General features: G+C 39.7%; 26 protein-coding genes. 9 read left to right on the plus strand and 17 right to left on the minus strand.

Features of this window, described 5'->3' with window-relative positions; translation table 11 throughout:
- Window positions 1-116 precede the first annotated feature (116 nt).
- Window positions 117-2,075, plus strand: a complete 1,959-nt coding sequence (gene dnaG / locus ABI125_04985; protein XCF07211.1) for a DNA primase — start codon at window positions 117-119, stop codon at window positions 2,073-2,075.
- Here dnaG and ABI125_04990 read toward each other — a convergent pair.
- The gene (locus tag ABI125_04990; GenBank protein ID XCF07212.1) at window positions 2,070-2,702 is read right to left on the minus strand and encodes a response regulator transcription factor; all 633 of its coding nucleotides are present in this window, start codon (window positions 2,700-2,702) and stop codon (window positions 2,070-2,072) included. The two genes, dnaG and ABI125_04990, sit on opposite strands and share 6 nt — an antisense overlap.
- Window positions 2,703-2,797: 95 nt before the next feature.
- Window positions 2,798-3,586, minus strand: coding sequence for an NAD(+) synthase (gene nadE / locus ABI125_04995; GenBank protein ID XCF07213.1), 789 nt, complete (start codon window positions 3,584-3,586; stop codon window positions 2,798-2,800).
- Window positions 3,587-3,660: 74 nt separating this feature from the next.
- Here nadE and gldB point away from each other — a divergent pair, with 74 nt between their 5' ends.
- Both gldB and gldC read left to right on the plus strand, forming a co-directional pair.
- On the plus strand, window positions 3,661-4,641 hold the full coding sequence (gene gldB / locus ABI125_05000) for a gliding motility lipoprotein GldB (GenBank protein XCF07214.1): 981 nt from the start codon (window positions 3,661-3,663) through the stop codon (window positions 4,639-4,641).
- Window positions 4,641-4,973 (plus strand): gliding motility protein GldC, encoded by a 333-nt coding sequence (gene gldC / locus ABI125_05005; protein ID XCF07215.1) that lies wholly within the window; start codon window positions 4,641-4,643, stop codon window positions 4,971-4,973. Before gldB ends, gldC begins: the two co-directional genes overlap by 1 nt.
- Window positions 4,974-4,976: 3 nt before the next feature.
- Here the strand turns inward: gldC and def are convergent, their stop codons facing one another.
- The 8 genes from def to ABI125_05045 all read right to left on the minus strand — a co-directional run bounded on the left by def (window position 4,977) and on the right by ABI125_05045 (window position 13,601).
- Complete coding sequence (gene def / locus ABI125_05010; protein XCF07216.1) at window positions 4,977-5,603, minus strand: peptide deformylase; 627 nt, start codon at window positions 5,601-5,603, stop codon at window positions 4,977-4,979.
- Between the two features lie 32 nt (window positions 5,604-5,635).
- Entirely contained in the window at window positions 5,636-6,913 is a 1,278-nt protein-coding gene (rodA, locus tag ABI125_05015; GenBank protein XCF07217.1) for a rod shape-determining protein RodA, read from the minus strand.
- The gene (gene mrdA / locus ABI125_05020) at window positions 6,913-8,850 is read right to left on the minus strand and encodes a penicillin-binding protein 2 (GenBank protein ID XCF07218.1); all 1,938 of its coding nucleotides are present in this window, start codon (window positions 8,848-8,850) and stop codon (window positions 6,913-6,915) included. The genes rodA and mrdA overlap by 1 nt, the downstream gene beginning before the upstream one ends.
- Window positions 8,847-9,353, minus strand: coding sequence for a rod shape-determining protein MreD (locus ABI125_05025; GenBank protein XCF07219.1), 507 nt, complete (start codon window positions 9,351-9,353; stop codon window positions 8,847-8,849). The genes mrdA and ABI125_05025 overlap by 4 nt, the downstream gene beginning before the upstream one ends.
- The gene (gene mreC, locus ABI125_05030) at window positions 9,354-10,172 is read right to left on the minus strand and encodes a rod shape-determining protein MreC (GenBank protein ID XCF07220.1); all 819 of its coding nucleotides are present in this window, start codon (window positions 10,170-10,172) and stop codon (window positions 9,354-9,356) included. It abuts the gene before it with no gap.
- A gap of 20 nt (window positions 10,173-10,192) precedes the next feature.
- Window positions 10,193-11,221, minus strand: coding sequence for a rod shape-determining protein (locus ABI125_05035; GenBank protein XCF07221.1), 1,029 nt, complete (start codon window positions 11,219-11,221; stop codon window positions 10,193-10,195).
- Between the two features lie 182 nt (window positions 11,222-11,403).
- Window positions 11,404-12,936, minus strand: coding sequence for a bifunctional phosphoribosylaminoimidazolecarboxamide formyltransferase/IMP cyclohydrolase (gene purH, locus ABI125_05040; GenBank protein XCF07222.1), 1,533 nt, complete (start codon window positions 12,934-12,936; stop codon window positions 11,404-11,406).
- A 209-nt stretch (window positions 12,937-13,145) separates the two neighbouring features.
- Window positions 13,146-13,601, minus strand: a complete 456-nt coding sequence (locus ABI125_05045; GenBank protein XCF07223.1) for a GAF domain-containing protein — start codon at window positions 13,599-13,601, stop codon at window positions 13,146-13,148.
- A gap of 121 nt (window positions 13,602-13,722) precedes the next feature.
- On the opposite strand from ABI125_05045, the gene xrtF reads away from it, so the two are divergent.
- The 6 genes from xrtF to ABI125_05075 all read left to right on the plus strand — a co-directional run bounded on the left by xrtF (window position 13,723) and on the right by ABI125_05075 (window position 18,778).
- Window positions 13,723-14,274, plus strand: coding sequence for an exosortase family protein XrtF (gene xrtF / locus ABI125_05050; GenBank protein ID XCF07224.1), 552 nt, complete (start codon window positions 13,723-13,725; stop codon window positions 14,272-14,274).
- Window positions 14,275-14,287: 13 nt separating this feature from the next.
- Complete coding sequence (locus tag ABI125_05055) at window positions 14,288-14,695, plus strand: exosortase F system-associated protein (GenBank protein XCF07225.1); 408 nt, start codon at window positions 14,288-14,290, stop codon at window positions 14,693-14,695.
- Between the two features lie 97 nt (window positions 14,696-14,792).
- Window positions 14,793-15,155: a hypothetical protein gene (locus tag ABI125_05060; GenBank protein XCF07226.1), complete on the plus strand. Its 363-nt coding sequence runs from the start codon at window positions 14,793-14,795 to the stop codon at window positions 15,153-15,155.
- 79 nt (window positions 15,156-15,234) lie between these two features.
- The gene (locus ABI125_05065) at window positions 15,235-15,960 is read left to right on the plus strand and encodes a MauE/DoxX family redox-associated membrane protein (protein ID XCF07227.1); all 726 of its coding nucleotides are present in this window, start codon (window positions 15,235-15,237) and stop codon (window positions 15,958-15,960) included.
- Between the two features lie 4 nt (window positions 15,961-15,964).
- Complete coding sequence (locus ABI125_05070; protein XCF07228.1) at window positions 15,965-18,232, plus strand: TonB-dependent receptor; 2,268 nt, start codon at window positions 15,965-15,967, stop codon at window positions 18,230-18,232.
- A 183-nt stretch (window positions 18,233-18,415) separates the two neighbouring features.
- The gene (locus tag ABI125_05075; protein XCF07229.1) at window positions 18,416-18,778 is read left to right on the plus strand and encodes a cation transporter; all 363 of its coding nucleotides are present in this window, start codon (window positions 18,416-18,418) and stop codon (window positions 18,776-18,778) included.
- A gap of 425 nt (window positions 18,779-19,203) precedes the next feature.
- Here ABI125_05075 and groL read toward each other — a convergent pair whose 3' ends face one another.
- The 7 genes from groL to miaB all read right to left on the minus strand — a co-directional run bounded on the left by groL (window position 19,204) and on the right by miaB (window position 26,223).
- A complete protein-coding gene (gene groL / locus ABI125_05080; GenBank protein ID XCF07230.1) occupies window positions 19,204-20,832 on the minus strand; it encodes a chaperonin GroEL in 1,629 nt (542 codons plus the stop codon).
- 96 nt (window positions 20,833-20,928) lie between these two features.
- Complete coding sequence (locus ABI125_05085; protein XCF07231.1) at window positions 20,929-21,204, minus strand: co-chaperone GroES; 276 nt, start codon at window positions 21,202-21,204, stop codon at window positions 20,929-20,931.
- Between the two features lie 147 nt (window positions 21,205-21,351).
- Window positions 21,352-21,729 (minus strand): preprotein translocase subunit SecG, encoded by a 378-nt coding sequence (gene secG / locus ABI125_05090; protein ID XCF07232.1) that lies wholly within the window; start codon window positions 21,727-21,729, stop codon window positions 21,352-21,354.
- On the minus strand, window positions 21,729-22,688 hold the full coding sequence (locus ABI125_05095; GenBank protein ID XCF07233.1) for a hypothetical protein: 960 nt from the start codon (window positions 22,686-22,688) through the stop codon (window positions 21,729-21,731). The genes secG and ABI125_05095 overlap by 1 nt, the downstream gene beginning before the upstream one ends.
- Before the next feature lie 133 nt (window positions 22,689-22,821).
- Window positions 22,822-23,331, minus strand: a complete 510-nt coding sequence (locus ABI125_05100; protein XCF07234.1) for an LptE family protein — start codon at window positions 23,329-23,331, stop codon at window positions 22,822-22,824.
- A 132-nt stretch (window positions 23,332-23,463) separates the two neighbouring features.
- Entirely contained in the window at window positions 23,464-24,732 is a 1,269-nt protein-coding gene (locus ABI125_05105) for a sigma-54 dependent transcriptional regulator (protein ID XCF07235.1), read from the minus strand.
- A 42-nt stretch (window positions 24,733-24,774) separates the two neighbouring features.
- Window positions 24,775-26,223, minus strand: coding sequence for a tRNA (N6-isopentenyl adenosine(37)-C2)-methylthiotransferase MiaB (gene miaB / locus ABI125_05110; GenBank protein XCF07236.1), 1,449 nt, complete (start codon window positions 26,221-26,223; stop codon window positions 24,775-24,777).
- Window positions 26,224-26,244: the final 21 nt, after the last annotated feature.

Genomic DNA, 26,244 nt, shown 5'->3' on the forward strand with positions numbered 1-26,244 from the left:
TGAATTAGATTTATCAACCAAAGAGTGACTGTGCAAATGGAATAAAATGCTTAGTTTGTATTATTTTTACAGAATAATTTCCAGACGATAATTACCAATATTTAATCCAATAGATTTTGATTTCACCATCTTCCATAGATCAAGTTTTTGAAACCGCACGAGTAGAGGAGGTTATAGGCGATTTTGTTCAGCTTAAAAAATCGGGAAGCAATTTTAAGGGCTTAAGTCCGTTTAGCGACGAACGTACGCCCAGTTTTATGGTATCGCCGGTAAAGCAGATTTGGAAGGATTTCTCGACCGGAAAAGGGGGGACTGCCGTGTCGTTTTTAATGGAGCACGAGCACTTTACTTACCCCGAAGCCATTCGGTACTTGGCCAAAAAATATAACATTGAGCTAGAGGAAACTGAACAAACCAACGAGCAAAAGGAAAAGGCCGATGAGCGTGAAAGTTTGTATTTGGTAAGTGAGTTTGCCAGTAAATATTTTCAGAATGTTTTACAAAAGACCGATCAGGGTAAAAGTATTGGTTTAAGTTATTTTAAGGAACGCGGTTTTACCGAGGAAACCATTAAAAAATTCGATTTGGGCTATTCGCTGGACGAGTGGCAAGCCTTTACGGACGAGGCTCTAAAGAAAGGCTATAAATTGGAGTATCTTGAAAAAACGGGGCTGACTATTGTAAAGGACGAAAAACGTTTCGACCGTTTTAAGGGGCGCGTTATGTTCCCCATAAAAAGTATGAGTGGCCGTGTTTTGGGGTTTGGCGGACGTATTTTGATTACCGACAAAAAAGCAGCAAAATACCTCAATTCCCCAGAAAGTGATATTTACCACAAAAGTAAAGTGCTTTACGGTATTTATGATGCCAAACAAAGTATTGCCAAAGAAGATAATTGCTATTTGGTTGAAGGTTATACCGATGTTATCCAATTTCACCAAACGGGTATAAAAAATGTGGTATCCTCTTCTGGAACGGCTTTAACTTCAGAGCAAATTCGATTAATAAATAGGCTCACCAAAAACATCACCGTGCTTTTTGATGGCGATGCTGCGGGTATGCGTGCTTCGCTACGTGGTATCGATTTGATTTTGGAACAAGGTATGAACGTTAGGGTGTGCACCTTTCCGGAAGGTGAAGATCCCGATAGTTTTGCACGGCAAAATACACTTGAAGAACTGCATGACTATTTAGCTGAAAACGCTAAGGATTTTATTCAATTTAAAGCCTCAGTGCTTTATGAGGAATCTAAAAACGACCCTATAAAAAAGGCCGAAACCATTCGAGATATCGTCAACAGTATTTCTAAGATACCAGACCGTATCAAAAAAGAGGTTTACATCCAAGAGTGTGCTCGGATCATGGACATTAGTGAGAGTGTGCTTTTTAGTACCCTCGCGCAAATGGATAAAAAGGAACTTCAGGAAGAAGACAAAAAATACAAAAACGAGCAGAAAGCATTCGAAGTTATAAAACATCAACAACCTGTAAAAAAGGTGGATGTGCAGTATTTGATGGAACGCAAAATCATTGAAATATTATTGCTTTACGGTAATAAAACCGAAGACTTTGAAGACTTGGTGTTAAAGGAAAATGACAAGGGGGATTTGGAATTGGAACCGGTAATCCAGCAGGCTAGAGTTTTTGAAAAGGTGTTTTTGGATCTTCAGGATGACGAAATGCAGTTTTCAAATGAAACCTTTAAAACGCTTTACTATACTATTATTGAGCGCTTAAACCAAGATGCCGATTTTGAGTTGAAAACCTTCATCAATTCCGTAGATCAAGATATGGCCAATGAAATCACCACCATTCTTATGGATGATGAGCGGTACACTTTGGACGACTGGAATCGTATGGATATTTATCCGAAAGAGAAAAAACATACCGTGGCCCAATTGGTTAGTGAAACCATTTTGAGCTTACGTTGCTTTTTAATAGACCAAAAAGTTAAGGAGTTTCAGCAGGAAACACTTAAAAATAAAATAGACTCGAATAGAAATATACTTGAAGAAGTAAAAGACTATTCGAGTCTAAAAATGTTGTTATCTAGAAAATTAAATAGGGTATTATGATACCTCTTGGTTAAGCTTAGCTTGATTAACTAAATCTACCAAGTTGGTCACTTTTAGTTTTCTCATTAGCCTAGCTTTGTAAGTACTAACGGTTTTTTCGTTAATATCCAATTCTTTAGATATTTCTTTGTTCTTTTTACCAACGGTCAATAGTTTTAGTACTTCGGCCTCACGGGTAGAAAGTTTCTTGTAGTAATTACCACTTTTGTTAGTTCTAGTTCCAAAAGCCAATTGCTGGGTCAACTCGTTGCTAAGGTAAATACCTCCGTCGTTAACCTTGGAGATGGCCTCTGTAATGGTAATCACATTTTCCGATTTGTTTATGTATCCAGAAGCACCAGCTTTAATGGTGTTAATGGCATAAACCTCTTCGGGTTGTGCACTAAGAATAATGGTTTTTACATCGGGGTGGTCGTTTTTTAAATAACGAAGCACGGTTAAACCATTGAGTTTTGGTAAATCGGCTTCGGTTAAAACGATGTCTACCGGATTTTTCTTTACGAACTCCAGAATGGATTCGCCGTTGTCAACACTTCCAACAACTTTAATGTTGGGTGATGCAGAGAATAGAACCTCTAGGCCCTTTCTCGTGATGGGGTGGTTGTCTGCTATTAATAATTTAATCATAATTAAGCTTTTTTAAAAACTATTTTGAGATATAGTTATGGTTGAGAGAATAAGCTTGCCGTAAAAGTAATACTTTTTTATGGATTTTACAATATTTAGTGCAAAATATCGGGAATTTCGCAAATTGGAATAGGAATCATCTTATGCTTGTTGGCTGTATTAAAACGTTTGTAAATTTTAAAGACTTCTTTTTTCCTTCCGGTAAAGTCATCAACTGTTTTGCTTTTGTCGTCCATTTCCATGGCCCATTCCAATTCTGGGTAGCTTGCGCCAATTTGGTCTTCATCGCTTCGGGCATCACCAAAAAGCCCATCGCTTGGAGCTGCTTTCATTATGGATTCGGGTACTTTTAAGAATTCGCCCAATTGGTACACTTCCGATTTTACCAAATCGGCAATAGGACTCAAATCCACGCCGCCGTCACCATATTTGGTATAAAAGCCCACGCCGAAATCTTCAACTTTATTGCCTGTTCCGGCAACCAAAAGTTTGTAAAGTCCGGCGTAATAGTAAAGAGTAGTCATTCGTAACCTAGCGCGCGTGTTTGCCAAAGCCATATCAATGGTCGCTTGGTCGCCATCAAGAAACACTTCGGTTTTAAATTCTTCAAAAACAGGGGTGAGGTCGGTACGGGTGGCATCCACATTATCAAAACGCTCTTTTAGTTGTGCGATATGTTCGTGCGCTCGGCTTACGTGGCTTTCAGCTTGATGAATGGGCATTTCAACGCAAAGCACGTTAAGCCCGGTTTTAGCACATAGGGTAGATGTTACAGCCGAATCGATACCGCCAGAAACGCCTACTACAAATCCGTTAACACCAGCTTTTGTAGCGTAATCTTTAAGCCAGTTTACAATATAATCTACAACTTTTTCTGTTTGCATTTTAATCGAATTTAATTCTAAGAATAGTACCTTTGCAAACAAAAATAGCCTATACGCCCAATTTATAAAAATTTATGACGTTTAAGTTTTTTAGGAAGTCTGCTTTATCCCTGTTTTTTGTGCTTGTTTTGGTAGGTTCCTGCAAAAAGGAAAGCGCTTTGGAAGCCGAAATAGCCCAAATAAATACGGATATTGAGGTGGAGCGTTTTGAAGCGTTATTTAAAAATGCGGATGCCAGAAGTTTTCCTAAGCTCAAGCAAGCCTATCCGTTTATGTTTCCGCAAAAGTATACCGATTCCTTTTGGCTAGCCCGAAAGACTGATACGCTTCAAATAGAGTTGCTTAATGAAGTTGAAAAAGCTTACCCGAGTTTTGAAAATGAAGAGGCCGAAATTGAATCGTTTTTCAATCATTTAAAATATTATTTTCCGCAGTTTAGTGCGCCGCGTGTTATTACGGTGACTAACGATGTGGATTACCGAAACAGTGTTATTGTTACCGATACCATTGCGCTAATTGCGTTGGATTCGTATTTGGGAGACGACCATAAATTTTACCAAGGCATTCCCAAATACATCCGGGCCAATTTAAAAAAAGAACAGATTGTGGTCGATTTGGCAGAGGCCTATGCCGAAAAGTTGATTTTCCATCCGCAACGCAAAACGCTGTTGGACGAAATGGTGTACTACGGCAAGCAATTGTATTTTAAAGATGCCGCCATTCCGTTTAAAACCGATGCCGAAAAAATAGCTTATACCGAAGCCGAACTCAATTGGGCAAAAGCTAACGAAAGTTATATTTGGCGCTATTTTGTGGAGCGCGAACTGTTGTTTAGTACCGATACCAAATTGCCCGGACGTTTTATAAACCCAGCGCCTTTCAGCAAGTTTTATTTGGAAGACATCGATACCGATTCGCCAGGTAGGTTGGGCAGATACATAGGTTGGCAAATTGTTAGGGCCTATATGGAAAATAACCAAGTGTCTTTAAACGAGATGCTCATAAAAAGCACCGAAGACATTTTTAATAACTCGAAGTTTAAACCAGAAAAGTAATGGGAAATATAAAATCGAAAATAGAGCTTAACGTTGAATTGGATGAAAACCGCGTGCCGGAAAAATTACATTGGTCCGCGAATGATGGCGGTGTGAGCAATGAGGAAGCCAAAGCCATGATGCTTTCGGTGTGGGATTCGAAAGCCCAAGAATCGTTGCGTATCGATTTGTGGACCAAAGACATGCCCGTTGATGAAATGAAAGTGTTTTTCCATCAAACCTTAGTGGCCATGAGCGATACCTTTTACCGCGCTACCCAAGACGATAAAATGAGCGCTACCATGAAGGATTTCTGTGAGTATTTTGCTGAAAAGTTGGAGTTGAATAAATAAGTTCTATTGTTTAGCATCTTGAACTTCCTTTTTTAAATGGTCCAAATACAAAATACCGTTTAAATGGTCAATTTCATGTTGAAAAATCACAGATGTAAAACCCTCAACCGTTTCGGTTTTGTGTTCGGCTTCCATGGTGTCGTATGCCAATTTTATAGTGTAAGCCCTGGCTTTTACAGTGTCCGTTCTATTGGGGATAGACAAACAACCTTCCCTAAACACTTGCTTTTCTTCAGAATATTCTAAAATTTTAGGGTTCAAGTACACTTCAAACGGAAAGTTTTCCTTGTCGAATCGCTGTACCCAAATAATGTTTTTTAAAATGCCTACTTGCGGAGCCGCAATGCCCACACCCAAGCTCATACTGTCTGTTACGGTGGCGTAAAGCCGGTTCACGAAATGTTTTAAAACCGAATCGTTCGGATTGGGTTTTATGTAGCTACTTTTTGTGCGCAGTAAAATAGAATCGGCCTTTTTGGTGATTTTGTAAACCCGCATGGGTATTAGAGAGTCTCCGCTTAAAATCGATTTAATTTCTTCGGAAGAAAAGTTGTGTCTTTTTAAATTTTTGGTGCTTGAACAGCCAGCTATGGCTAAGCATGCCAAAATGAAAAGTATAGTTTTTTTCATTTGAAAAAGATAAAATGCCAGTTAATGGCGAGCTACCACTCATTGATTTTATTGGAATCTAATTTAATAAAAATAAAGATTAAAATGGTAAAAGCCCAAAGCCCCGAGCCGCCGTAGCTGAACATGGGCAAAGGAATGCCAATAGTGGGGATAAGCCCCATTACCATGCCGATATTGATAAAAAAGTGGATAAAGACAATGGAGGCCACGCCATAACCGTACACCCTGCTAAATTGTGATTTTTGCAATTCGGCCAAATGGAGAATACGAAGTATCAATAACACAAAGGCAATAACCACGAGGCTGCTGCCCAAAAAGCCCCACTCTTCACCAACGGTACTGAAAATATAATCGGTGTGCTGCTCGGGTACAAATTTTCCGGTGGTACGTGTGCCTTCCATAAACCCCCTGCCTGCAAGCCCACCAGAGCTTATCGCTTTTTCAGATTCGTTTAGGTTGTATGCAAAGGTTTGTTTCATGCGTTCCAACTTATCGGGGTCTTTTTCCAAATTCAACCACAGACTAATACGGTCTTGTTGGTGGGGTTTCAATATACTCTGATAAAAGAATTTTACCCCAAATGAAATGCCAATAGCAACCAATGAAATTAAAATGGATTGGTAAATTCTTAATTTCTTTTTGCTTAAAAAATGATACGCCACAACGGATGCCACCACTAAAATTGACGTTATGATTGCGCCAAATTTCAATGCTAAAATGGAAATCAAAATAACGGAGATGCCGAACGTAAGGTAGTATTTTGGCAAGCCTTCCCTGTAAAGCACAAAAAAGAATGCCCCATAAACAATAGTACTTCCAGTGTCGTTTTGTAAAAGTACCAAAACAGCGGGAATGAGGATGATGGTAAATAACTGGATTTGATATTTAAGCGAATTGATGTTAAAGTTTAAATCGCTTATGTATTTGGCAACGGCCAATGCAGTAGCGGTTTTGGCAAACTCGCTGGGCTGGATGGTCATGCCGCCAATGGCGTACCACGAGGTGGCACCGTTTACGTTTTTTCCGAAGATAAAAAGCCCCGCCAGCGATAGCATGGAAATGAGGTAAATAATACTGGAAAACCGTTCGTAAAACTTGGCGTCAATAGCCAAAAGCAAAACGATAAGTACAAAGTTCAAAAAAATGAACATCAGTTGTTTACCGAAGGGCTGCGAAAAATCGAAATAATCAACCGTTGTACCGGTATGCGACGCCGAAAGTATATTTAGCCAACCAAAGCCCACCAAAAGCAAAAAGAGAATAATGGTAATCCAATCGAATTTAAAATGCCTGTTAGTGTCTCTAACCATTAACTGTCTGTTTTTTTAATTTGGCTTAATTTTTCTTTTAAGCGCTGGTATTCTTTCTCTTCTACAAGTTGCAAAGTGGTGTAGCCATTAATTTTAAACGGTTCGCCCGAATAGGGTTTGGCGTATTCGTTTTCCAAACTGTGGCGTAATAACCATTCTTCCAAATCGGTACGGGTAATGTACCCTTTTATGTGTTTTTCAATCATTAAACTGGCTACTTTCCCCGCAAAACGGCTTCCCCAATACCCGTTTTCAACAAAAACGGCAATGGCTATTTTCGGGTTGTCTTTTGGCGCGAAGGCCACAAAAATAGAGTGGTCGGTAAGCTGTGTTTTCAGGCTGTCGATAATGGCAAAATTTTCAACTGTTCCCGTTTTTCCACAAATATCGATGTCTTTTACTTGTAAAGAGGCCGCTGTTCCTTTTTTATAAACTTGGAGCATGCCTTCAACAACGGGTTCAAAATTTTGTTTGTCGATAGTGGTATATTTTGGTTTTGTGAACTGCTCGGGCAAGGTTTCGTTTTCAATATTTTTAATGATGTGCGGCGTATAATAATAGCCCCGGTTGGCAATGGCAGCAGTCATGTTGGCCAACTGAATGGGGGTAGTGGCAACCTCGCCCTGCCCAATAGCATTTGAAATGGTGTAAGTAGAGTAAAATGTTTTTGGGTAAATGTGTTTGTAATAATCGCGATCTGGAATTCGTCCTTTTTGTCCCACGTACAAATCGTTATTTAAAAACTCGCCCAAGCCAAAACTTTTGGCATGTTGGCTCCATGTATCAATACCTTCGGAAGCGCTTCCGTTTTTATCCAGTATTTTTCGATAGGTCGTTGCAAAATAAGCATTGCATGACCGTTGGATGCCTCCCACCAAATCGTTGCGTGTGCCGTAACTACAGTGGCATTTCATAATGCGATTGCCGTAGCGGTAACCTGTGTAGCAAGTTACGGTTTCGTTAGGGGTAATCACATTTTCCTGTAGGCCGATTAAAGCGTTCATCAGTTTAAACGGAGAACCTGGCTCGTAAACCCCTTGCAGACTTCGGTTAAAAAGTGGCTTTGCAATGGAATCGTTATAGAGTTTTGTAAAGTTTTTTGAACGGTTTCGCCCCACCAAAATATTGGGGTCGTAGGTTGGTGCAGCTACCATGGCCAAAATTTCGCCCGAAGTAGGTTCTATGGCAATTACACCACCACGTTTATTCTTCATCAACAATTCACCATAGGCTTGCAATTCGGCATCAATGGTTATAGTGATGTCTTTACCTTGTTCTGGGATGGTGTCGAATTTTCCATCTTTATAAGGACCAATGTTTCTGTTGAACCGGTCTTTTTGGATAAACTTGATGCCTTTTACACCGCGAAGCGTGTTTTCATAAGAGGCTTCAACGCCTTGTTTTCCTATGAGATCACCCATACGGTAATACGGATCGTTTTGGATAATACGGTTGTTCACCTCACCAATATCGCCCAAAACGTTGGCGCCGATAGTGGTTTCGTAATGTCGCAACGAACGCTTCTGGATGTAAAAGCCCTTGAACTTTCGCATTTTTTCTTGCAGCACAGCGTAGTCTTCCTTCGATAAATGCGAAACGAAAACCGATTCCAATCTCGGGGAATAATGGTAGGCTCTGTTGTATTTTTTAATGAAATCTTCTTTGTCAATTTTTAAAAGTCTGCAAAACTCCAAAGTGTCCAAAGGTTCTACTTCCCTCGGAATCACCATCACATCGTACGAAGGTTGGTTCGATACCAGCAGTGCGCCGTTACGGTCGTAAACAAAGCCGCGTTTGGGGAGGTCGAACACCTTTCTAATGGCATTGTCGTCATACAAACTCTGGGTATTGGTGTTGTAAATCTGCAAGTAGAAAAGCCTTGAGATAAACATGAGGCCGACGGCAATAACCGAAATAAAAAGTAAAAATTGTCTCATTTCGTTTTCCTACTGAAAATAATGGTTACTATCACACTTAATAAGATAGTAAATATACTTGATAATAACGTTTTTTGAAGGATTAAAAGTATTTTCGAAAAGCTAAATATTTCCAAAGAAAACAGCACGACATGGTGCAATACCGTTAATAAAGTAAAATAGGTGAGTTTCGAGCCAAAATCAATATTACTGAAGCGTACACTTTGGTGTTCGTAAACCGTTCCAAAACTGGTTTTTAAAATCGTGGGGCGCAAATACGCTATAAAAACCGACGCCCCGGCGTGTATGCCGCCAGTGTCCATAAACAAATCTATAATAAGCCCCAATAAAAAACCTAAAAGCATCACGATAATGCGGTTGTGTTTTATCGGGAAAAGCGCAATGAACAGGATATAAATATATGGGTTGATATAGCCCATAAAATTAATATTGTTCAGAATTAAAACCTGAACAATAACCAAGGTTAGAAAACGGACGGTATGAATGGAAAAAATGTTGTTCATTTATTCGTCGCTGTTCAAAAGGTTATTGATTTCTGCCCGGTTAACGTTTTCAATAATATAAACATGTTCCAAATCGGTCATGTCGTTAAACAGGTGGATGTCTATTTCATAAAAGTTTTCGGCAGCATCTAAATTAAACTGTTCCACAACACCAATGGGCACACCTTTTGGGAAAATGGACGAACGCCCAGATGTAGTAATGGTATCGCCTTTTTGCACTGGAGCAATCTTTGGAATATCGATAAGCTGAACCAAAGCCGGGTTTTTGCCATTCCACTTCAAGGTGCCAAAATGGTTGGTTTTTTTTAATTGGGCGCTGATTCGGCTGGTGGTATTCAAAATAGAAATGACCGTACCGTATCCACGGCTGGTCCGGTCTATGATACCTACAATGCCTTTTGAGGAAATCACCCCAAAATCTTGTTTAATACTGTCTTTTTTTCCCTTGTTAATGGTCAGGTAATTATCAGTAAGCGAATAACTGTTTTTTATGATATTGGCCGTGTAAAAACGATAGGCTTGGTTGAATTTGGTGCTATCGATATAAACAGAATCGTTGTCAATTCCATAGTTTTGGAGCAACGCCCTTAGCTTTCGGTTTTCTTCTGAAAGAATTTCGTTTTGCGATTTTAAATTGAAATAACTGCTGATGTCGTTTATGGAATTGTAAACGCCACCCGTTAAAAAATTGGCCGAATTGATAAACTTGCTTTTGTGGTACGAATGCGACTGAATGGTGAATAACAGCGAAATACAAAAGAGCAACAGGAACAACAAAAAGTTTTTGTTCCTTATTATAAAGTTAATAATCTGTTGCATGGGGCTTGCCTATTTTACGCTTACTTTATCAATACGCTTTTGTATTTTGGTAAATTTTTAAGGGTGATTCCGGTGCCTCTTACTACGGCACGCAATGGGTCTTCAGCAATATAAACGGGCAAATCGGTTTTTTGCGATAAACGTTTGTCCAACCCACGTAACATTGAGCCACCACCGGCCAAATAGATACCTGTGTTGTAAATATCGGCAGCCAATTCTGGAGGTGTTTGCGAAAGGGTTTCCATAACCGCATCTTCAATACGAAGGATGGATTTATCCAAAGCCTTAGCAATTTCGCGGTACGAAATGGAGACCTGTTTTGGTTTTCCGGTTAATAAATCACGTCCTTGAACGCTCATGTCTTCCGGAGGCAATTCCAAATCTTCAGTGGCCGCACCAATTTGTATTTTTATTTTTTCCGCCGTACGTTCGCCCACATAAAGGTTGTGCTGGGTACGCATGTAGTAAACAATATCGTTGGTAAACACATCGCCTGCAATTTTAACCGATTTATCGCAAACAATACCGCCTAGGGCAATTACGGCAATTTCGGTAGTACCACCACCTATATCTACCACCATGTTTCCTTTGGGCTGCATAATATCAACGCCAATACCAATAGCGGCAGCCATGGGTTCGTGGATTAGGTACACCTCTTTTCCGTTAACGCGCTCGGCACTTTCTTTTACAGCTCGCATTTCCACTTCGGTAATACCCGATGGAATACAAATGACCATGCGCAATGCCGGGGTGAAAAACTTCTTTTTTAATGCCGGAATGTTTTTGATGAACATACTGATCATCTGCTCAGAAGCATCAAAATCGGCAATTACACCGTCTTTCAACGGACGGATGGTTTTAATATTTTCATGGGTTTTTCCCTGCATTAAGCTGGCTTGCTGCCCAACGGCAATAATTTTTCCTGAAATTCTATCGCGAGCTACTATCGAAGGGGCGTCAACTACAACCTTGTCGTTGTGAATAATAAGTGTATTTGCAGTACCTAAATCTATTGCAATTTCTTCTGTTAAGAAATCAAAAAATCCCATGTGCTATTTAAAGTTGTTTACGGTTAAAAAACGAATCTCGTAAAAGTAATAAAAGTAAATAAATATATGAGTTTTAAAAAGGTTCAAAATAAATTTTAAAATAAGCATACGGTACTTATACGCTATTCATCCGTTTTTGGATGATTTGATTTTCATTTTGAACCTTTTAAATCTGATTTTTTTTAGTGCTTGAAATGACGCGTTCCGGTCATCACCATGGCCACGTTGTTTTCGTTACAGTAATCGATGCTTAATTGGTCTTTTATGGAACCGCCCGGTTGGATTACTGCCGAAATACCTGCTTTATTGGCAATTTCAACACAGTCTGGGAAGGGAAAAAAGGCATCGCTGGCCATTACCGCACCTTCCAATTCAAAATCGAATGAATTGGCTTTGTGGATGGCTTGCTGAAGTGCATCAACACGACTGGTTTGTCCGGTTCCGCTGGCACACAATTGTTTGTTTTTAGCCAAAACAATGGTGTTCGATTTGGTGTGCTTACATATTTTTGAAGCGAACAACAAATCGTCAATCTGCTCTTGAGTAGGCTCAAGGTTGGTAACGTTTTTTAAATCTTCCGCTTTATCGGTTATATTGTTTCTGTCTTGTACCAAAACACCATTCAAACAACTTCTAACGTTGGTTTGAGGCATTTCAATATCGTGGATTTTCAATAGGATTCTATTCTTTTTACCTTGTAATAATTCCAAAGCTTCAGGTGCGAAACCTGGAGCGATAACCACTTCGCAGAACAACTTGTGGATTTCTTCGGCCGTAGCCAAATCAATCGCTGTATTACTGATTAAAACACCACCAAAAGCTGAAACTGGGTCGCCAGCTAAAGCATCTAAATAGGCCTGTTTTAGGTTGTCGCGTTGTGCCAAACCACAAGCGTTGTTGTGTTTTAAAATAGCAAAAGTTGGAGCATCGTTTTTAAATTCCAACATTAAATTTACAGCAGCATCAACATCCAAAAGGTTATTGTAGCTTAATTCCTTACCGTGCAATTTGGTGAACAATTCATCAAAATCGCCAAAGAAAAAGCCTTTTTGGTGTGGGTTCTCTCCGTAGCGTAATACTTTGCCTTTGTTTTCACTGATTTTCAATACGGTTTCTTCGTTGTTTTGGTTGAAGTAATTGAAAATAGCAGAGTCGTAGTGCGACGACACGTTAAACGCTTTTGTAGCAAAACGTTTTCTGTCTTCTTCGGAAATAGAGCCGTTATTGGCAGAAATCAATTCTAAAAATTCGGCATAATCATCAACCGAAGATACACAAATTACGTCGGCATAGTTTTTAGCCGCGGCACGTATTAATGAAATCCCGCCTATGTCGATTTTTTCAATAATATCTTGGTTACTGGCGCCAGAAGCAACAGTTTTTTCAAACGGATATAAATCCACGATAACCACATCAATTTGCGGAATCTCGTATTCGGCCAGTTCCGAAACATCACCTTCGTGGTCCTGACGGTTTAAAATACCACCAAATACTTTTGGGTGTAAGGTTTTTACACGTCCGCCCAAAATGGAAGGGTAGGAGGTCACGTCTTCAACAGGAACAACGCTAACCCCTAAATCGTTGATGAATTTTTCGGTGCCACCAGTTGAATAAATGGTAACGCCTTGTTTGTCTAATTCTTTAACTATGGGCTCTAGGCCGTCTTTGCTGAATACAGAAATTAATGCCGATTTAATGGTTTTTTCGTTGCTCATGGCTGATAATTATGAATTGATTTTGCTGTTTTTTCGGGGTGTTATCCCTGAATTTTAAAATATTTGCAAAAGTACTTATTTCCTTAGAAACTACAAGCTGTAAGCGATTGAAAAAGACGTGTTTTTTTAACGAAAGGTTAAAGTTGTTAACAGGTTTGTGATGTAAAAACGACCGTGCCTTAAATTTCGAAATTGAAAATATCAAAGGGTTAAAGGAGCTTGGCGACTTCAGTACAAACAAACTCCAAAAAGCGTTCATCGGCCTCGGTAAAAGGATCGGGAGTGTTGGAGTCGATATCTATTTGGCCAATATTTTCGCCATTTACAAAAATAGGAATCACAATTTCGGCCTTAACGGTAATACTGCAAGCAATGTAATTGTCCTGTGCAGAGACATCGGGCACAACAAAATTTTGGTTGCTCACGGCTACTTGTCCGCATATGCCTTTTCCGAAAGGGATGATGGTATGGTCGGTTGGAGCGCCAACATACGGCCCTAATTTCAACTCTTCTTTGTCGCCATTTCTAAAATAAAAGCCCACCCAATTATAATAATCGATGTGCTTTTCGAGCAGTTGGCAAATATCGAAAAGGCGGTCGTTAACCGTTTTGTTATCGTTCGAAGTAATTTGGGTTATTTCTGGTTTTAGTTGTTCAAAATTCATTTTAAAAAGTTTGGTTGAAATTTTTAATTCTAAAAGGTGGGCCCTCAAATAATTTAATGGCGATTATCGCGCAAAAATATTTAAAAAGACGTAATTTCGATACTCGGAAAAATCTTTTTTTTTGAAAGCACTTTTTGTAAAATACAAGTCGGTTATAAAATTCATCCTTACATTTTTGTTGGTTTACGGTATGCTATCGGTGGCGTATAAATTTTATTTGCAATTTTCCGATGGCTCAAAATTCTATCCGGATTACGTAACGCATTTGGTGGCTAAACAAAGTGGAGCCTTGTTGGAAGCTTTTGGTTATAATACTGAAGTTTTACCGCACCCCAACGAACCTAGCTTAAAATTGCTGGTAAACGGTAACTATTTGGCGCGCGTGGTAGAAGGTTGTAATTCGTTAAGTGTTATGATTTTGTTTTTATCATTCATTGTGGCGTTTTCGGGAAAATGGAAAACCACATTTTTTTACATCCTTTCGGGAAGCGTTTTAATTTATTCGGTAAACCTCCTGCGCATTGCGCTTTTAAGCATGGGGCTTTACCATTACCCAGAATACGAAGATCTTTTGCATACTGTTATTTTTCCCGGCATTATTTACGGTATGGTGTTTTTACTTTGGATCTTTTGGGTGAACCGATTTTCAAAAATCAACAGAACAGATGGATAGGCTGATAAAATATATGAGCTTAGCCCTATTGTTTTTGTTGCTGATTTTAATTCGTTTTTTTGAGGATGCCCTGTTTTACGATCCGTACCTCAATTTTTTTCATAATGATTATTTGTACGTTGATAGCCCGCGTCGCGAAGTTGCCAAATTGATAGCCTTTACCACACTGCGCTATGCACTGAACACCGTTATTTCTTTAGGCATAATTTATCTGTTTTTTAAAGACAAAGGTATTTTGAAATTTTCGGCCATAATTTACGCATTCGCTTTTGTGGTGCTTATTTTAGTGTATTTATATTTTGTGGTAAACCCTCGGCAGGAAGATTATTATTTGTTTTTTAATATCCGCAGGTTTTTAATTCAGCCTATCATTTTAATACTGTTGTTGCCCGCATTTTATTATCACAAATTGAAGGGCTGAAATGTTAATCAAAATCTAAAACGTTAATATTACTTTTAGTTTTTTGTAAATTTGTAGCGTGTTTAAGCAATGTTTAAATAAAGTTTTTTCAGTAGCCATGGCTTTACTGCTGTTGTTTTCAACGGTGTCTTTTACTGTTGAAAAGCACTATTGCGGTGATGTGTTGGTTGATGCGGCCATATTCAGCGATGTGGAAAAATGCGCTATGGAGGCTTTTGAAATGCTTCAGAAAAAAACATGCTGTAAGGATGAAATTGACGTGATAAAAGGTCAGGACGAACTCAAGTTTTCTTCATTTGAAGATTTGGATTTCGACCAACAATTATTTTTACAAACGTTCACTTATGCTTATTTGGGGCTTTTTGAAAGCTTTCCCAAACAAACCATTCCGCATAAAGATTATTCCCCACCAAACTTGATTGCTGATATTCAGTTAATGGATCAGGTTTTCATCATTTGATTTATAATTTTCCTTTTTGTCATTCCCGTGTAGACGGGAATCCACTCCATTAGAAAAATTAAAATCAAATTCAAAAATCATGAAACATACATATACAGTTACGGGTATGACCTGTAACGGCTGTAAAGCTTCTGTTGAGAAAGCTTTAAAGGCATTGCCCAATGTGGTTGAAGCCTCAGCAAATGTTGACAGGGCGGAGGTTTCGATAGAAATGTCGCAACACATCCCCACGGAAACATTACGGCAAGCATTACCAGAAAAATATGCTCTATCCGAGAAAAATATTTTTCAAAGTACAAGTTCAATGCAAGCAGAGGTGCAAAAAAGTGATTGGCAACAATTGTTCCCTCTATTTTTAATTTTTGGCTACATTACCGTGGCCTCCATTTTGCTCAATTACACCCCGTGGAACGTAGAACAGTTTATGCTCGATTTTATGGGGCTGTTCTATATTGTGTTCAGTTTTTTCAAATTGTTAGATTTAAAGGGTTTCCCAGATTCGTTTAAAATGTACGACCCATTGGCCAAAGCACTTCCGGCCTACGGGTGGGCGTACCCATTTATTGAAGTGGCCCTGGGGCTTATGTTTTTAATGCGCATTGAAATTCCAGTGGCATTAATTGTTACGTTGGTCATCTTGGGGATTACCACTATTGGCGTTACAAAAACGTTGTTGGATAAAAAATCCATTCAGTGTGCCTGCTTAGGAACAGCTCTAAAACTTCCCATGACCAAAGCGACCTTTATTGAAAACAGTATTATGATCGTAATGGCTATTGTGATGCTTGTTAAAACCTACAATTAAAATAATGAAAAATCTTTTGTATATATTATTAATGCTTCCAACGGTGATGTTTTCCCAAGAAAAAATTACCGGAATGATTATGGAAGCTAACCCCGAAAACAAACATATTGGTTTAGTCGGTGCCAATGTGTATTGGTTGACAACCGAAGTGGGTGTGGTTACCGATATTGATGGCAATTTTACCATTCCATACAAAACCGAGTACAAAAAACTTGTGGTGAGTTATGTGGGGTTTAAAACCGATACGTTAACCATTAACGAACCTAAAATGGTACACCATTGGTTGCAGCCAACCGATAATTTGGATGAAGTTACCGTAACTTCCAGAAAACAGGCCACGGCCAAATCGTACCTAAAGGCAACCAATACTTTTACGGTAAGTAGTGACGAGTTGCTCAAAGCGGCGTGTTGTAACCTATCGGAAAGTTTTGAAACCAACCCGTCCATCGACGTTAATTTTGCCGATGCCGTTACCGGAACTCGACAAATAAAAATGTTGGGGCTTACCAGTCCGTATATTTTAATCGCCACGGAAAACATCCCGACTGTTCGTGGGGCGTCTCAGGCTTTTGGGCTCAGTTTTATCCCCGGAACTTGGGTGGAAAGTATTCAGATTACCAAAGGTGCTGGTAGTGTGGTAAACGGTTTCGAGAGTATCGCTGGGCAAATTAATGCCGAGTTGGTGAAACCATCAACCGATGATAAATTGTTTGTTAATTTATATGGAGCATCGAGTGAGAGACTGGAGCTTAATACACATTTAAACACTCAAGTTAGTGATAAATGGCATACCGGTTTGTATTTGCACGGCAACACCCATAACCAAAAGCATGATGTAAACGATGACGGGTTTTTAGATATGCCACTGTACAATCAAATAAATGTAATGAACCGTTGGCAGTACACCGATACCGAAAAAGGTTTTGTAAGTTTCATCAATTTGAAATTCTTAAATGATGAAAAACAAACGGGGCAATTGAATTTTAACCCAGACACCGATAGGGTTACCAGAAATGAGGCTGTACTGCGTGGAGACGAAGTGTGGGGCAGCGAGATCGATACAAGACGTTACGAAATATCGGCTAAATTCGGTTATGTTAATCCAGAAGTGCCGTGGCAAAGTATTGGTGTACAAACCGCTTTTAGTGGCCATAAACAAGAGTCGTATTTTGGCTTGAATCAGTACGAGATTGAGCATAACAGTTTGTATGCCAATGCGGTTTATAACTCTATTATTAGCGATTCCCGACACAAAATAAAAACCGGAATTAGCTATACATACGATCATTACGACGAGCTGCTCAATGTGCCCAATTTGGGTTCGGATTACGAACGTACCGAACGATCGGTTGGTGCATTTTTTGAGTACAATTACGATAATTTGGAAAAACTGAACTTAACAGCGGGAATCCGTGTGGATAATCATAATTTGCTCGGCACATTCGTTACGCCTCGATTCCATGCACGATACACACCTTGGGAGAAATCGGCTTTTCGGGCTTCTTTCGGAAGAGGCAAGCGCAGCGCCAATATTTTTGCCGAAAATCAAAATATATTTTCAACCTCAAGGGCTATTAATATTTTAAATAGCAACGGAAGTATTTATGGGTTAGACCCCGAAATTGCATGGAATTACGGACTTTCTTACCTGCAGGGTTTCAATCTCTTCGGGAGAAAAGCCGATATTACTTTTGATTATTACCGAACCGATTTTGAAAACCAAGTGGTGGTTGATTTTGAAAATCCGCAAGAGGTCAACTTTTATAATCTGGACGGGAAAAGTTACGCCAACAGTTTTCAGGTAGAAGTGAATTACAATGTTTTTGAACGTTTTGATTTACGGACAGCCTATAAGCTTTACAATGTAAAAACAGATTACAACAGTGGAAATTTGGAAAAACCCTTAGTGCCCAAACATCGTATTTTTGCTAATGCCGGATATGAAACAGAAATAAAAAACAATAGCCAATGGAAATTTGATGCTACTTTTAATTGGTTGGGTTCGCAGCGGTTTTCGTCTACAGAGTCGAGTCCTGCTCAGTATCAAATACCAGAACGTACACCAACGGTAACCACACTAAATGCACAGGTAACTCGAGTGTTTTCTCCAAAGTTTGAAGTTTATTTAGGGGGCGAAAATATCACAAATGTGAGGCAACCCAATCCTATTATTGGAGCCGACGACCCTTTTGGTTCAAATTTTGATACGACCTTTGTGTACGGCCCAATTTTTGGAAGCATGTATTACGCTGGGTTACGGTTTAGAATTTGAATTGCCTCGAAGGAGGGAATCTCATTAATAGAACAAAAAATAAACAATTAACTGTCATTAATAGAAGCTTGCACCGAGCGGAGTCGAAGTTTGGTGATCTTAAAAATTAAAGATTGATTTTTCAAAAGATTGACACAGAAAATCATTAATTTACTTAGTATAGACAACATAAATACCATAAAAATGAAAAATATAATAACCATTGCATTATTAGTTTTAGGAACAACAGTATTTGCCCAAAATAAAAACGCACAGGCTAAGCTTGAGGTAGACGGCGTATGCTTAATGTGCAAATCTAGAATTGAAAAGGCTTGTTACGGCACCAAAGGTGTAAAAAGTGCCAATTGGGATGTGAAGACCCACGAACTGAAACTGTTTTATGACGAGCGCAAAATTAGTTTAGACAGCATTAAGAAAAATATTCTGGCCGTAGGGCACGATTTAAAGGATTTAAAGGCTACTGACGAGGCCTATGCAAGTGTTCATCCATGCTGCCGTTACCGCGATGTAGAGGTTGTAGATGACCATAAACCTGAAAAAGAATAAAAAGTATTGAATAATTAGAAAAGCCCAAACCGCTCGAGTTTGGGCTTTTTTTAGTTTTGGTTAAATATTTCACAATAAAAGAGCGATGAATTTAATTTCTCATTACCTTTAGTAGGTTCTTTTAAATGAAAATATTATGGGACAATTAAAGTCTAAAGCAAAGTCGGTTTTACCCAAGCAAGCGGTAAACAAGACGCCACAGGCTCCTGCTAAAAAGAAGTAGTTTGTGTAGGGTTTATTTAGTATAAACCACATTTTTTGAATAAGAAAAATAGTAGCAGCCACCTTCAAAAGAGGTGGTTTTATATTTTAGGAGAGTTTAAATAAAAAACGCTTCCCAATTTGTTTTGGGAAGCGTTTTACTTATTGTTTTCACTCAAGGCTTAAGTGCTTGAGTGAGTTGTTTTGCCTGTCGATGCTCTCGACTACATCATGCCTGGCATGCCGCCACCCATTGGAGGCATAGCAGGAGCATCTTCTTTAATATCGATTAAAGCGCACTCGGTAGTTAAGATCATTCCAGAAACCGAAGCAGCGTTTTCTAAAGCAATACGAGTTACTTTTTTAGGATCGATGATACCTGCTTTAAGCATATCAACATATTGCTCAGATTTAGCATCGTAACCGAAGTCTTTGTTGCCTTCCAATACTTTGTTGATGACTACAGAACCTTCGCCACCCGCATTTTCAACGATGGTACGCAACGGTGCTTCAATCGCTTTGTTTACGATTTGTACACCCGTTGTTTCGTCTAAATTAACGGTTTCAATTTTCTCTAAAACGGCTTTAGCTCTCACCAAAGCAACACCACCACCGGCAACAATACCTTCTTCAACGGCAGCGCGGGTAGCGTGTAAAGCATCGTCAACACGATCTTTCTTTTCTTTCATTTCCACTTCAGAAGCAGCACCAACGTAAAGTACGGCAACACCACCGGCCAATTTAGCCAAACGCTCTTGAAGTTTTTCTTTATCGTAATCTGAAGTCGTGGTCTCGATTTGAGCTTTGATTTGGTTAACACGTGCTTTAATGGCTTCAGCATCACCAGAACCGTTAACGATAGTCGTGTTGTCTTTATCAACAGTTACCGTTTCGGCAGTACCCAACATAGAAAGGTCGGCATTTTCTAAAGTAAATCCTCTTTCTTCAGAAATTACTGTGCCTCCAGTTAGGATAGCGATATCTTCCAACATGGCTTTTCTTCTGTCGCCAAAACCAGGAGCTTTAACAGCAGCGATTTTTAAACCACCACGTAGTTTGTTCACTACCAAAGTAGCTAAGGCTTGTCCGTCAACATCTTCAGCGATGATTAATAACGGACGACCAGATTGTGCTACGGGCTCTAAAATAGGAAGGATTTCTTGAAGGTTTGAAATCTTTTTGTCGAACAATAAAATGTATGGATTTTCTAAATCGGCAATCATTTTATCAGAATCGGTTACGAAGTAAGGAGAGAGGTAACCTCGGTCGAATTGCATTCCTTCAACCACATCAACGTAAGTGTCAAGACCTTTGGCTTCTTCAACCGTAATCACCCCTTCTTTACCAACTTTAGAGAACGCTTGGGCGATTAACTCACCAATCGTGTCGTCGTTGTTTGCAGAAATGGCAGCCACTTGTTTGATTTTTTCAGAAGAGTTGCCTACTTCTTGGGCTTGCTTTTCAAGATCTTTGGTAATGGCTTCAACAGCTTTGTCAATACCACGTTTTAAATCCATTGGGTTAGCACCAGAAGCTACGTTTTTTAAGCCTTCCTTTACAATCGCTTGAGCCAAAACGGTAGCGGTAGTAGTACCGTCACCAGCCAAATCGTTGGTTTTGCTAGCAACCTCTTTTACCATTTGCGCACCCATGTTTTCGTGTGCATCTTCCAATTCGATTTCTTTAGCAACAGAAACACCATCTTTTGTTACAGAAGGGGCTCCAAAGCTTTTAGAAATAATTACGTTACGACCTTTTGGACCTAAAGTTACCTTTACTGCATTTGCTAATGCATCCACACCACGTTTTAATCCGTCGCGTGCTTCAATATCAAATTTTATATCTTTTGCCATTTTTATTTTGTGTTAAAAGTTTAATGTTCAAAGTTTAAAGTTTTTTCCAAGCTAAGGTAACTTTGAACTAGAAACCTTAAACCTGGAACTCGATTGTTAAACAATCGCCAATATATCGCTTTCGCGCATGATTAAATAATCGGTGCCTTCTAGCTTTAGTTCGGTTCCAGCATATTTACCATATAAAACAGTATCGCCAACCTTTACGGTGATAGGCTCGTCTTTGGTGCCAGGCCCGGCAGCTACAACGGTACCTCGTTGTGGTTTTTCCTTAGCGTTGTCTGGAATAATAATTCCTGAAGCTGTTTTAGTTTCAGCGGCAGCAGGTTCAATAAGAACGCGGTCTGCCAATGGTTTAATGTTCAATGCCATTTGTTGTATATTTTAAGTTTTAAAAATTAATATTTAACGCTTAGCCTTTAAGCCAAAAATGTGCCAATACAGGCAGACTGACAAACTTGCAGAAACAAAAAATGCCAGCTGGAAAAGCTGGCATTTTTTTATATGTATAAAACAAAATTATTCGTTTTCTGCGGGTGCATCTGTGGCTTCTTCTGTTGAAGTGGCAGGTGCAGCGTCTTGTGCATTTGGCAGTGCTTCTGGCAACGGTTGTGTTGTAGTTGCATCAGGATCTAATGCTTTAGAATCTACCGTTTCAGAGCTTCTGTTTATAGCAACGTTCGATAATAAAATCAATACCAAAAGTAATGTTGCTAAAGTCCATGTGCTTTTGTCTAAAAAGTCGGTTGTTTTTTTAACACCACCCAATTGTTGTGTGCCACCGCCACCAAACGAAGATGACAATCCGCCGCCTTTAGGGTTTTGTACCATGACTACTACCACTAGTAAAAAGGCCACAACCACTATAAGGACCAAAAATATTGTAAACGTACTCATTATTCTTTATTGTTTTGTTCTTGTAATTGTTCTACTGCTTTAATTTGGTTTGCAAAGAAACCACTTTTTTCTGGATATTTCAAACTTAAAATTTTATATGACTGAATGGCCTTTTTGTAGTTTTTCTGCTCTACGTAAATTCGCGCCAAAGTCTCGGTCATTAAGGCTTCGGGCTGTATCATCTGTGCCTTTGCCAGATTGCCTTTTTTTGAAAGGGGTTTTGTGGGACTGATTTTTGGGTTCTCTGAAATGAACTTGTCAATCAGTTTGAATTTTTTTGCTTTTTCCGTAGGAACGGGTTTTTCGTAGGAATCGTTTTCAACTTCAACAATATCCTTATCACGGTTTATGGGTTTGTAACGAGTGAGTTTCAGCCACTCGTTAAAAGAGTGTTTTTCGCGCTTGTCGAACTGAAGGGGCTGTCCCAAATTTAAAACCTCTTCGGCCGAAGCTTCTTGAGTTTTAGTGCTTGGTGTGGCTTCTTCAATAGTTTCTGATTCATCTAAAACAAAAGCCGATATTTTTTTAGGGCGAGGTTCTTTGGGTTCGAAAAGCTCTGGGTCCAAAGTACCTTCGGTGTCCTTTATGTGTTGGTTGAGGGTATCATCAGTTTCCATGCTTTTTTCAACGGAAACCGCTTCCACTTCCACATCAAAACCTTTTAAACTTGACGTGTTTTGTTTGATGAATTTTGAAATTTTATTCTGAATGAAGGCTTCCGAAGTGATAAAATCGAACAGAATACTCCTGTCTGTGGTGTAAGCAGCGGTGGTTTTCAATTCTTGGTTGTAACTGATGCTGCCTTGGTTTTTGAGGCCTTTTAAGTAAATAGCGCGTGCCGACTGAAAATATGGAAATTCGTCAATAACAGATTTTACGCCATCAGTTTGCTGATGCGTAATAGTTTGCGGGTGTTGCAGTAAGTGTGTAAAATCTGTAAGGTTCATTGGCTTCGCCAAATGTATTCATTTTTTATTTAATTAAGACTTCTCGACTCCGCTCGAAGTGACAATGTTGATTTTTTTGCAGACGCCCTTATTTGGTTTTCTCTTTCTCTCCCTTGGGGGGAGATGTCCGCAGGCCAGAGAGGGATTACCACTTTGCCAAAGTGGCGTTAAAAATATCTTGGGTGATGCGTTCAAAAATAGTTTCGTGTGCCAAGGTTTTTTGAGCGCCTATAAGTTGTTGGCTTCCGCCATAGTCATAAAAAAAGGAGAAGCTTTGTTCTAAATCGTCATCAGGTTTTTTTGTGTTGAAAAACCGTAGTTTTACACCTATGGTCAATCGGTTTTGCGCCGCTGTGTTTTGCGATGTGGCCGTAGTGGGCGAAATGCGGTATTCGGTAATTTCGCCTTCGTAAACCAAATCGCCGTTTGATGGCACCAAGGTTAAATTAGTTTGGTTTTGTATTAAATCTTCCAGGGCCAGTTTAAAATCGCGTTCTAAAGCAGGCTCCACTAAAAGAGCCGTGTTTTCAAAACGGTTTACTTGATAGGTTTCGGTGCCTGCCGGGATGGAAGCTCCGGTAAAGGAATAAATGCCACAGCCGAAAAGCGATAGAGTTAAAGCGAAAATAAGAAGGTGGTTTATATTTTTTTTCATGCGGTTTTCGTTTTGTCATTGCGAGACTTTTTTAAGTCGTGGCAATCTGATAAATTGATTTTTTAAATAGAGATTCATCCTCGTTCCTCGTTCGGAATGACAATATCGATTAATTTTTTATTTAACGGTAAACTACAAATCGTATTGCTTAATCTTCCTGTAAAGCGTACGCTCGCTAATCCCCAATTCGGCAGCGGCCAACTTGCGCTTTCCGTTGTGGCGTTCCAGTGATTTTTTTATGAGTTCCAATTCTTTGTCCTGTAACGATAAGGTTTCTTCCTCTTCAATTTCTTCGGCAAAATGATATTTGTCTTGAGCCATTTCGTTGTCTTCATTGGCTTCAACATGCTCGGGTATGGAAAGGAATTCGGCTGCTTCGGCGGTGTCCTCAAAATCGATATCATCTTCATCGTCGTTGCCGTATATTTTCTGGATAAGTCCCTCGTTTTCCTTTTCAACGTCTTTGGTATTGCCCGATTTCATGAGTTCCATGGTGAGCTTTTTTAGGTCGTTGAGGTCGCTTTTCATATCGAAAAGCACTTTGTAGAGGATTTCTCGTTCGCTGCTAAAATCGCTTTCAGACTTCGAAGTTTTAATTACGGCAGGCAAATTGCTTCCCGAAGTGGGTAAATACGCTCGTAAGGTTTCGGCGGTAATGGTGCGGTCCTGCTCCAAAACTGATAATTGCTCTGCTATATTCCGAAGCTGACGCACGTTTCCGCCCCAGCGGTATTTTGTGAGCACTTGCACGGCGTTATCGGTCAACTTAACCGTGGGCATTTTGTACTTTAAGGCAAAATCGCTTGCAAATTTCCTGAATAGCAGGTGAATATCTTCCTGTCTTTCCCGCAAAGGTGGCAAATGGATATCGACCGTACTTAATCGGTAAAATAAATCTTCACGGAATTTTTCCTTTTGAATGGCCTCAAACATATTTACGTTGGTTGCCGCCACAATGCGTACATTGGTTTTTTGCACTTTACTGGATCCCACTTTTAAAAACTCGCCATTTTCCAATACACGCAACAAACGTACCTGGGTGGTTAAGGGCAATTCGCCCACTTCATCTAAAAATATGGTGCCGCCATCGGCCACCTCAAAATAGCCCTCACGGGTTTGGGTGGCTCCGGTAAAAGCACCTTTTTCATGTCCGAATAATTCACTATCAATGGTACCTTCGGGGATGGCGCCACAGTTTACGGCGATGTATTTATTGTGCTTTCGGTGCGATAGTTGGTGAATAATTTTAGGAATACTTTCTTTACCAACACCGCTTTCTCCAGTAACCAAAACCGAAATATCGGTGGGTGCTACCTGAATGGCTTTTTCAATGGCACGGTTGAGTCCGGGCGTGTTGCCAATAATTCCAAAACGTTGTTTTATTGCTTGAACTGATTCCATAGGACCTTTCCGCTAAAGCGGAAATCTATTTTAAAATTATTATTAGTTGTTTTCTGAGTACCCAACGGCCTCTCCGATTAAAGTGGCGGTAGTACAATCAATAGATTTTACATTAACAAAATCGCCTACTTTGTAGTGTTCTTTTGGGAACACACAAACAATGTTTTCTGAGGTACGGCCCGACCAATGGTCGCTCGACTTTTTTGATTCTTTTTCAATCAGTACTTCCACCACAGAACCTAAGTGTTCTTTGGTGCGCATGCCACTGTGCTTTTGTTGAAGCTCCACAATTTTTGCCAATCGGCGTTTTTTGTCGGCTTCGGGCACATCATCATCCATTTTTCTTTCGGCCAAAGTGCCTGGGCGTTCCGAATAGGCAAACATATAGCCAAAGTGGTATTTCACGTATTCCATCAACGATACCGTATCTTCAAAATCTTCTTCGGTTTCTGTTGGGAAGCCTACAATCATATCCTGACTGATACCACAATTTGGGATGAGCCTACGGATGTTGTCGATAATTTCAATGTATTCCTTGCGGGTATGCAAACGGTTCATTTCCTTTAAAATGCGGTCGCTACCACTTTGCACGGGTAAATGGATATAATTGCAGATGTTACGGTATTTCGCCATGGTTTCAATCACATCAATCGTAAAATCTTGCGGGTTGGACGTTGAAAAACGAAAACGCATTTTGGGCTGTGCTTTGGCGCACATTTCCAAAAGGTTGGCAAAGTTTACTGCTGTAGCTTTTTGCAAGTCGCTGGCTTTTTCAAAATCTTTTTTAAGTCCGCCGCCATACCAAAGGTAGCTGTCAACATTTTGCCCAAGCAGGGTTACTTCTTTGTAGCCTTTATTCCAAAGGTCGTTAACTTCTTCAATAATACTTTGCGGGTCGCGGCTACGTTCGCGTCCACGGGTAAACGGTACTACGCAAAAAGTGCACATATTGTCGCAACCACGGGTAATGGATACAAAAGCCGTTACGCCATTGGTGTTTAACCGAACGGGAGCAATATCGCCATAGGTTTCTTCTTTTGAAAGGATAACGTTAATGGCATCGCGGCCTTCGTCAACCTCGCTAAGCAGGTTGGGTAAATCTTTATAAGCATCGGGGCCAACCACTAAATCAACAATTTTTTCTTCTTCAAGAAATTTAGATTTTAGGCGCTCTGCCATACAACCCAGTACGCCCACTTTCATTTTGGGGTTGTGGTCGCGTTTTACGGCGTTATATTTTTCAAGACGCTTTCTAACGGTTTGCTCGGCTTTGTCGCGAATAGAGCAGGTGTTTACCAGAACCAAATCGGCTTCTTCCAATTTCTGGGTAGTGTTAAACCCTTCAGTCGCTAGAATAGAAGCTACAATTTCACTGTCGCTGAAATTCATGGCGCAGCCGTAGCTTTCAATAAAAAGTTTACGCTTGTTGCCTTCTTTTTGTTCTAAAACCAGCGATTCGCCCTGTTTGTTTTCGTCAATAATTTTTTCCATAGTCAATACTGAAACTCGTCA

The organism is Tamlana crocina, from assembly GCA_040429635.1.
Taxonomy (GTDB): domain Bacteria; phylum Bacteroidota; class Bacteroidia; order Flavobacteriales; family Flavobacteriaceae; genus Flavisericum; species Flavisericum crocinum.

What these genes read in the sequence shown, in the direction of transcription:
- mrdA (XCF07218.1), bottom strand. Translation starts at nt 8,850, where the DNA reads ATGAGACAATTTTTACTTTTTATTTCGGTTATTGCCGTCGGCCTCATG.
- ABI125_05045 (XCF07223.1), bottom strand. Translation starts at nt 13,601, where the DNA reads ATGAATTTTGAACAACTAAAACCAGAAATAACCCAAATTACTTCGAAC.
- ABI125_04990 (XCF07212.1), bottom strand. Translation starts at nt 2,702, where the DNA reads ATGATTAAATTATTAATAGCAGACAACCACCCCATCACGAGAAAGGGC.
- ABI125_05105 (XCF07235.1), bottom strand. Translation starts at nt 24,732, where the DNA reads ATGGAATCAGTTCAAGCAATAAAACAACGTTTTGGAATTATTGGCAAC.
- ABI125_05100 (XCF07234.1), bottom strand. Translation starts at nt 23,331, where the DNA reads ATGAAAAAAAATATAAACCACCTTCTTATTTTCGCTTTAACTCTATCG.
- ABI125_05035 (XCF07221.1), bottom strand. Translation starts at nt 11,221, where the DNA reads ATGGGATTTTTTGATTTCTTAACAGAAGAAATTGCAATAGATTTAGGT.
- gldC (XCF07215.1), top strand. Translation starts at nt 4,641, where the DNA reads ATGGGAAATATAAAATCGAAAATAGAGCTTAACGTTGAATTGGATGAA.
- miaB (XCF07236.1), bottom strand. Translation starts at nt 26,223, where the DNA reads ATGGAAAAAATTATTGACGAAAACAAACAGGGCGAATCGCTGGTTTTA.
- ABI125_05055 (XCF07225.1), top strand. Translation starts at nt 14,288, where the DNA reads ATGAGCTTAGCCCTATTGTTTTTGTTGCTGATTTTAATTCGTTTTTTT.
- ABI125_05070 (XCF07228.1), top strand. Translation starts at nt 15,965, where the DNA reads ATGAAAAATCTTTTGTATATATTATTAATGCTTCCAACGGTGATGTTT.
- ABI125_05075 (XCF07229.1), top strand. Translation starts at nt 18,416, where the DNA reads ATGAAAAATATAATAACCATTGCATTATTAGTTTTAGGAACAACAGTA.
- ABI125_05060 (XCF07226.1), top strand. Translation starts at nt 14,793, where the DNA reads ATGGCTTTACTGCTGTTGTTTTCAACGGTGTCTTTTACTGTTGAAAAG.
- groL (XCF07230.1), bottom strand. Translation starts at nt 20,832, where the DNA reads ATGGCAAAAGATATAAAATTTGATATTGAAGCACGCGACGGATTAAAA.
- ABI125_05065 (XCF07227.1), top strand. Translation starts at nt 15,235, where the DNA reads ATGAAACATACATATACAGTTACGGGTATGACCTGTAACGGCTGTAAA.
- def (XCF07216.1), bottom strand. Translation starts at nt 5,603, where the DNA reads ATGAAAAAAACTATACTTTTCATTTTGGCATGCTTAGCCATAGCTGGC.
- gldB (XCF07214.1), top strand. Translation starts at nt 3,661, where the DNA reads ATGACGTTTAAGTTTTTTAGGAAGTCTGCTTTATCCCTGTTTTTTGTG.
- secG (XCF07232.1), bottom strand. Translation starts at nt 21,729, where the DNA reads ATGAGTACGTTTACAATATTTTTGGTCCTTATAGTGGTTGTGGCCTTT.
- ABI125_05025 (XCF07219.1), bottom strand. Translation starts at nt 9,353, where the DNA reads ATGAACAACATTTTTTCCATTCATACCGTCCGTTTTCTAACCTTGGTT.
- mreC (XCF07220.1), bottom strand. Translation starts at nt 10,172, where the DNA reads ATGCAACAGATTATTAACTTTATAATAAGGAACAAAAACTTTTTGTTG.
- purH (XCF07222.1), bottom strand. Translation starts at nt 12,936, where the DNA reads ATGAGCAACGAAAAAACCATTAAATCGGCATTAATTTCTGTATTCAGC.
- ABI125_05085 (XCF07231.1), bottom strand. Translation starts at nt 21,204, where the DNA reads ATGGCATTGAACATTAAACCATTGGCAGACCGCGTTCTTATTGAACCT.
- nadE (XCF07213.1), bottom strand. Translation starts at nt 3,586, where the DNA reads ATGCAAACAGAAAAAGTTGTAGATTATATTGTAAACTGGCTTAAAGAT.
- rodA (XCF07217.1), bottom strand. Translation starts at nt 6,913, where the DNA reads ATGGTTAGAGACACTAACAGGCATTTTAAATTCGATTGGATTACCATT.